Source organism: Brevundimonas vesicularis (assembly GCF_032067225.1).
Classification (GTDB): Bacteria; Pseudomonadota; Alphaproteobacteria; order Caulobacterales; family Caulobacteraceae; genus Brevundimonas; species Brevundimonas vesicularis_F.
Genome location: NZ_DAMBJX010000101.1, coordinates 1 through 5886 on the forward strand (window position 1 = coordinate 1; position 5886 = coordinate 5886).

Below are 5886 nucleotides of genomic sequence, written 5' to 3' on the forward strand. Positions count from 1 at the left end.
GAGGTCGCGATGCGCGCCGGCGCTCCGGCCGCCTATCTGGTGGACGATGCGTCCCAGGTGGACTGGTCCTGGTTCGACGGCGTGAACACCGTCGGCGTCACCGCCGGCGCCTCGGCGCCCGAGCCGCTGATCGAGGCCCTGGTCGACGCCATCCGGGCGCGCTTCGACGCCATGGTGACCGAAGACGACGGCGCGCGCGAAACCGTCACCTTCAAACTGCCGCGCCTGCTGACAGCCTAGGCGACCGCCTTCAACGGTAAGACGACGCGGAAGGTGCTGCCGGCGCCGGGCGCGGTGACGATGTCGATCTTGCCGCCCATCAGGGCCGCCAGACCGTGCGCCGCCGTCAATCCCAGTCCCAGCCCTTCGGCGGTGCGCGTCGCGCTTTCATCGCCCTGGGTGAAAGCCTCGAACAGGCGCGCCGCTTCCGCAGGCTCCATGCCCGGCCCGGTGTCCTCGACCTCCAAGGCCAGGCCCGCGCCCCCAACGGCGCGCAGCATCACGCCGCCGGTGCGTGTGAACCGCACCGCATTGTCCGTCAGCGCCGCCATCAGCTTTTCGACATGAACCGGGTCGCCCAGCCACTCGCCTTCGGCCGCCTCGACCGAAATCTTCAGCCCCTTGGCCTCGGCCGCGCCCCGGAAGTCGTTGGCGACCCGCCGCAACAGGTTGTCGGGCCGGAACGGCCGCGTCTCCAGCGCCACCGCCCCGTCGCGCAACCGCACCACGTCTAGCAGCTCCTCGACCAGCCTCAGTTGCTGACGTCCCGACGCCTTCAGGATTTCCAGTCGCTCGCGCTGCTGCGGCGTCACCAGATCGGCCCCGATGATCTCGGCCATGCCTAGAACCCCGTTCAGGGGCGTGCGCAGTTCGTGACTGACGTTGGACAGGAACCGCGTCTTGGCCCGGTTCGCCGCCTCGGCTCGCTCCAGCGCCGCGGACAGGGCGACCTCCGAGGCTTTGAGGCGCCGCACGTCGGCCGTCGTGTTCCACAGGAGCGAGCCCGTGCCGATCAGCAGCACGATGAAGAGCAGCAGCAGGAGCGGCCCGGCCTTGGTCAGAATCTGATAGCCGGGCTGCTCCGGCGCCCAGACGACACGCCCCAACAGAGCGCCGCCGACATCGCGAACATCAACGCCGATCATGCCCTTGGGCGGCTCTGCATCGCCGGGCTGGAAGTGAATCCGGTCCAGCGCCAGCCGCGTTCGCAAGAGATTGAGCTCGCCGGCGAACGGTTTGAACGACGCGACGACCGGATCGGACGCCGGCGTCGATCCGCCCGCCGTATGCCGCACGACGGTGGAGGCCCCCAGCACATAGACGTCGTCGCCAACGCGAACGAACGCCGCCTTCAGCCGCACCCCGGCATCCGCCGTGACCGATCGGTCGCGGCCAGCGGCCTCGGCCCGGAGCGCGTCGATCAGCGGCCGGGCCGCCTGAGCGAATGGCTCGCCGATCTGCGGCTCGGCCGGTCGGCCCAGGGTGCTGATGCGAAATAGCCGCCCGGTCCCGTCATAGCCCAGAGTGAATTGGTGTTTGTGCTGGGCGGCGTAGAAGGCGCCGAAGTTGCGGTCGTACCAAGCCTCATCGCCCGCCGTCATCCGATCGACGGCCTCGTCCCAGACCGAGGCGGTGGTCAGGTTTTCGCCAATGGTCTCCAGCGCGCGCGTCAGACGCAGCCGCACCAGACCTTCTTCCTTGCTGGCCTGGTGGGCGTCGATGCCGCGGCTGACGATGGCCAGAACCCCGGCCATTCCGACGATGGACGACAGCATCAGGATCATTGCGATCCTGAACGTGCTCCACGCCCGCCAACCCGTCTTCGATGTCACGCCACTCATACGGTCTGGCTTACGGCGCGCAGACTAAGACGGCGTGAACATCAGGCTGGGTCAGCTTCGTTCGCCGACGAAATCCTGGGCGAACTCGGGCGCTTCGTCGTCCAACGGCAGAGTGCCGTCCTCGTCGTCCGCCTCGGAGGCGCGGCTGGGATCCGGCACCTCGAACCCGACGGGCAGCGACAGGTCCAACAGGCCCGCCGCCTTCATCTCCTGCACGCCCGGCAGATCGTACAGGGTCGCCAGGCCGAAATGCTCCAGGAAGCGGTCGGTGGTCGCATAGGTGACGGGCCGTCCCGGCGTGCGTCTACGTCCGCGCAACCGCACGAACCCCATCTCCAGCAACAGGTCCAGCGTGCCCTTCGAGATGCTGACGCCGCGCACGCTCTCGATCTCGGCGCGGGTGACGGGCTGGTGATAGGCGATGATCGCCAGCGTCTCTAGCGCGGCCTTGGACAGACGGCGCGGCTCCTCGCGCTCCTGCGTCATCATGAAGGCCAGGTCCGGCGCGGTGCGGAAGCGCCAGCGGTCGGCGACGCACTCCAGCTCGACCCCCCGCCCCTCATAGCGGGCGCGCAGACCCGATATGGCGCGGGCGACATTGCAGTTCTCGGGCAGGCGCGCGGCGATCTCGGCCGCCGTCAGCGGCCCGGCGGCGGCGAACAGCAGGGCCTCGACCCGCCGTTCGATCTCGGCCTCGTCGGGCTGGAACGACAGGTCGCTCACGGCGTCAGCTCCAGCGGCTGGCCCGCCCCCCGGCGTTTCAGATACAGGTCCGCAAACGCCTCGCTCTGCCGGATGTCCATCGCCCCCTCCTTCACCAGCTCCAGACTGGCCGAGAGGGTCGAGGCCGTAAAGCTGGCCTGGCTGGGCCCCTCCTCGTCCTCGCGATGGGGCGCCACCTGTTCCAGCGGCGTCCAGTCCGCCAGCTTCGGCATGATCTCGCGAAGCCAGTCGCGCGCGGCTTCCAATGGAAAGGCCTCGACCCGCTGGCCGGGGGCATAGCGCCGTGCCTCCTCGCGCCGGCGCTGCACCACATAGGCGCTCATCAGTTCGTACAGGCTGGCGTCGACACGATCCGACGGCACGATCTCCGTCGCCTCGGGGTCGCCGCGCGTGAAGACGTCGCGCTTCAGCTGGGGCCGGGCCATCAGCTGTTCAACGGCCTTCCGCATCGCCTCCAGCTTCTGCAGCCGGAACGCCAGGGCGGCGGCCATTTCCTCAGCCGGCGGCTCTTCGGCCTTGCCCTTGTCGCTGCGCGGCAGCAGCAGGCGCGACTTCAGATAAGCCAGCCACGACGCCATCACCAGATAGTCCGCCGCCAGGGCGAAGTTGCGCCTGCGCGCCTCGTGCACGAAGGCCAGATACTGTTCCGCCAGCTGGGTGATCGACAGTTTCAGCAGATCGACCTTCTGGTTTCGCGCCAGGGCCAGCAGGACGTGCAGCGGTCCCTCATAGCCCTCCAGATCGACGACGAAGGCCTCGCGCTCCTCGACCTCCTCGGCGTTGAAATCCAGATTGGGCTGGAAAGACTCCGTCATAGGTCTTTAGGCCTGCGCCTCACCCACGTCCGGCCCCTTGGCGACGTCCATCCGACCGCCCATGGCCTTGAAGAAGCGATCGTGGCCCGCGACGGGATCCAGCGGCTCAGGCGTGCGCACGATCCGGGCCAGCGCGGCGTCCGCCCGGCGGCGCGCCCCGCCCTTCAGCGGCCCGACGCCCTCGGCGACCTGGCGCATTTCGTCCATGTCGCCGTTCCAGTGGACGACGAGATCGCACCCTGCCTTCAGCGCCTTGTGCGCGCGCTGGGTCAGCGAGCCCGAAAGGGCGTTCATCACCAGATCGTCGGACAGCAGCAGACCGCCGAATCCCAACCGCTCGCGGATCAGGCGAATGGCCTTCTTCGACTGCGTCGCCGGATGTTTGCGATCGATTGCGGTAAAGACGATGTGCGCCGTCATGCCGATCGGCATGTCCGACAGGGCCTTGAACGGCGCAAAGTCCCAGGCGTCCAGCGTGTCCAGATCGGCATGAACTGTCGGCAGGTCCTTATGCGTGTCCGCAAAGGCTCGGCCATGGCCCGGCATGTGCTTGATGCAGGGCAGAACCCCGCCCGCCAGCAGCCCCTCCGCCGCCGCCCGGCCCAGCACGGCGACGGTCTCGGGATCGACGCCATAGGCGCGGTCGCCGATGATGTCGTGGGCGCCGGGAACCGGTACGTCCAGCACAGGCAGCAGATCGACGGTCACCCCGACCTCGCGCAGATCGTGCGCCATCAGACGTGCGCCCAGCCGCGTCAGCTCACGCGCCTGGGCCAGCTCGTTCGTCGCCTTTAGATAGGCGTTACCCGGCGGGTATTTGGGCCAGTGGGGCGGCCCCATCCGCTGGACCCGACCGCCTTCCTGGTCGATCAGGATCGGCGCCTCGGGATCGCCGATGGACGCCCGCAGTTCGTCGGTCAGGGCCCGCACCTGTTCGGGCGTGTGGATATTGCGCCGGAACAGGATGAAGCCCCAGGGTCGGACCTCGGCGAAGAAGGCCTTTTCGGCCTCCGTCAGCCGATGTCCCAGGCAGCCATAGATGGCGGCGGACGTCACCGGACGATGCAGTCCCGGCCCGCCGCCTTCAGCGCATTGCAGAAGGCCACCGCCCGTTCGCGCGACAGGCCCGCGAAGGCTGTGCGGTACAGGGTCGATCCGCTGGACGAGGTCACTTCGGTGACCCGCTTTTCAGCGCCCGAGGCGTACGCGCCGAAGCGGCCGGCGACGGCGGCGTATTCACGGTCCGCGATCTCGGTCGAGGAGAAGGCACCGATCTGGACCGAGGCCGATCCGCCGGTCGCGGCCGGAGCCTTGGTCGCCGGCGCAGCGACGGGCGCAGTCGGAGTCGTCGGACGCGGCGCAGGCGCGGCCGGCGTCGCTGCATTGGCGGGCGGCAGGCCCTGTCCCGTCGGTGCGGCGGGCGGCGGCGCGGCGGGACGCGGCTGAGGCGCCTCGGGCGGCGGGGTGAAGGTCACCGGCGCATCGGTCGTCTCGGCCTCGTCGCGATAGACGCGCACACCCTCGGCCGGGTCGATCGGCTGAGCGTCGATGGGCGCGGCGGTCTTCATCTCGCCGACGGGCTGGCCCACCGCCGGCGGCGCGTCGGTCGAGGCGCGCATGCCGGACCGATAGAAGAAGATCACCGCCACGATCAGCAGCAGCAGGACCACCGCGCTGATGATCAACGTCACCGGCGGCGCCTTGCCCCCGCCGGAACCGACATTGCGGCCGCTGCGCGGGTCATAGCTGTTGCGGCGGAACGGCAGGTCGTCGTCGGTCGGCGGCGTATAGGCGCCCCGGCCGGGTTTGTTGTCGTCTTCAAAGGACATGGTCGCGCTCCGCCGTCTGTCGGCGCGAATCGGCGCGCCGAACGATCACTCTACGCCCCCGCGTGCATCTTTCGAATCACAGATCGAGGGCGAGGTCGAGGCTGAACAGCTTCTGGTGCACTTCTATGGCGTAACGGTCGGTCATGCCGGCGATATAGTCGCACACGGCCCGCGCCCGCTGTGTCTTGTCCGGGGTCATGGCCGGTTCGCCCCACTCCGGCGGCATCACCTCCGGCTCGGCCATGAACAGTTCGAACAGTTGCGACAGCACGCGCCGCGCCTGGCTGCGGGTGCGGTTGACCCGGTAGTGGCGATACATCCGCTCGAACAGGAACTTCCTCAGCACCGCCAGATCGACGTGCATGGCGTGCGAGAAATCCACCATCGTGCGTCTGGCCATCCGCACGTCCTCGGTCGTAACGATCCGGTCTTCCTCCAGCCGCCGCGCCGTCTCGGCCAGTACGTCCTCGACCATGACGCCGATCATCCGCCGCACCGCTTCGATGCGCAGCATCCGATCGTCGATGACGGGATATTCGCGGCGCACCTCGGCCAACATGGGGCCGATCAGCGGCACCTGATCCAGATCGCGCAGGGTGATCAGACCCGCCTGCACCCCGTCGTCCACGTCGTGGTTGTTATAGGCGATGTCGTCGGCGATGGCTGCGCACTGGGCCT

At 68.8% G+C, this 5886-nt stretch carries 5 protein-coding genes and 2 pseudogenes; 1 reads left to right on the top strand and 6 read right to left on the bottom strand.

Features of this window, described 5'->3' with window-relative positions; all coding sequences use genetic code 11:
• Nucleotides 1–240: pseudogene (ispH, locus tag RT123_RS15410) on the top strand (4-hydroxy-3-methylbut-2-enyl diphosphate reductase); the annotation flags it as partial.
• Here the strand turns inward: ispH and RT123_RS15415 are convergent.
• The 6 genes and pseudogenes from RT123_RS15415 to RT123_RS15440 all read right to left on the bottom strand — a co-directional run.
• Nucleotides 237–1784 (bottom strand): sensor histidine kinase, encoded by a 1548-nt coding sequence (locus tag RT123_RS15415; protein ID WP_313010098.1) that lies wholly within the window; start codon nt 1782–1784, stop codon nt 237–239. The pseudogene ispH and the gene RT123_RS15415 sit on opposite strands and share 4 nt — an antisense overlap.
• A gap of 108 nt (nt 1785–1892) precedes the next feature.
• On the bottom strand, nt 1893–2564 hold the full coding sequence (scpB, locus tag RT123_RS15420) for an SMC-Scp complex subunit ScpB (protein WP_052247644.1): 672 nt from the start codon (nt 2562–2564) through the stop codon (nt 1893–1895).
• A complete protein-coding gene (locus RT123_RS15425) occupies nt 2561–3379 on the bottom strand; it encodes a ScpA family protein (RefSeq protein WP_313010102.1) in 819 nt (272 codons plus the stop codon). The genes scpB and RT123_RS15425 overlap by 4 nt, the downstream gene beginning before the upstream one ends.
• Before the next feature lie 6 nt (nt 3380–3385).
• Nucleotides 3386–4435 carry a beta-N-acetylhexosaminidase gene (gene nagZ / locus RT123_RS15430; protein WP_313010104.1) on the bottom strand — a complete coding sequence of 350 codons (1050 nt, stop codon included), beginning with the start codon at nt 4433–4435 and terminating at the stop codon, nt 3386–3388.
• A complete protein-coding gene (locus tag RT123_RS15435) occupies nt 4432–5208 on the bottom strand; it encodes an SPOR domain-containing protein (RefSeq protein ID WP_313010106.1) in 777 nt (258 codons plus the stop codon). Before RT123_RS15435 ends, nagZ begins: the two co-directional genes overlap by 4 nt.
• A gap of 76 nt (nt 5209–5284) precedes the next feature.
• Nucleotides 5285–5886 (bottom strand): annotated as a pseudogene (locus tag RT123_RS15440) (deoxyguanosinetriphosphate triphosphohydrolase); the annotation flags it as partial.

Bases quoted from the DNA above. Each gene is read 5' to 3' on its own strand.
- RT123_RS15435 (WP_313010106.1), bottom strand. From the start codon at position 5,208: ATGTCCTTTGAAGACGACAACAAACCCGGCCGGGGCGCCTATACGCCG.
- RT123_RS15415 (WP_313010098.1), bottom strand. From the start codon at position 1,784: ATGATCCTGATGCTGTCGTCCATCGTCGGAATGGCCGGGGTTCTGGCC.
- RT123_RS15425 (WP_313010102.1), bottom strand. From the start codon at position 3,379: ATGACGGAGTCTTTCCAGCCCAATCTGGATTTCAACGCCGAGGAGGTC.